This is a genomic window from Marinifilum caeruleilacunae (genome assembly GCF_013141825.1).
Lineage (GTDB): Bacteria > Bacteroidota > Bacteroidia > Bacteroidales > Marinifilaceae > Marinifilum > Marinifilum caeruleilacunae.
In genome coordinates this window covers 1-618 of the sequence record NZ_RZNH01000131.1, presented here as the reverse complement: position 1 = coordinate 618, position 618 = coordinate 1, and the positions used below count along the sequence as shown (strand labels likewise).

The 618-nt window shown below is 44.5% G+C and carries 1 pseudogene; it reads left to right on the top strand.

Going from position 1 to position 618, the window contains the following annotated elements:
• Nucleotides 1-618, top strand: a pseudogene (locus tag ELS83_RS22950) (hypothetical protein); the annotation flags it as partial.

Genomic DNA, 618 nt, shown 5'->3' with positions numbered 1-618 from the left:
CCTACTTGTGGTCAAACGGAGTAACAACTCAGACCATTACCGTGTTAACATCTGGTAACTACTCAGTGGTGGTAACTGATACAAATGGTTGTTCTGCTTCTGATGATGTAAATGTTACAGTTCTTCCGAATCCTGTTGTGAACCTTGGTGCAGACCAGGAAACTTGTGCAGGCGGCAGCATTACTCTAGATGCAGGAAATCCGGGATCAACATACTTGTGGTCAAATGGAGCGACAACTCAGACCATTATCGTGTCAACATCTGGCAACTACTCAGTTGTGGTAACTGATGCGAATGGATGTTCTGCAAGCGATGATGTGAACGTAACTGTTCATCCAAATCCTGTTGTGAACCTTGGCCCAGACCAGGAAACATGTGCAGGTGGAACGATTACCTTAGATGCAGGCAATGCAGGATCAACATATTTGTGGTCAAACGGTGCAACAACACAAAGCATCACGGTTTCAACATCAGGCAACTATTCAGTTGTGGTAACTGATGTGAATGGTTGTTCTGCAAGAGATGATGTAAATATTACAGTACATCCTAACCCAACGGTTGATTTAGGCGCAGACCAGGAAACTTGTGCAGGTGGCACGATTATTTTAGATGCAGGCA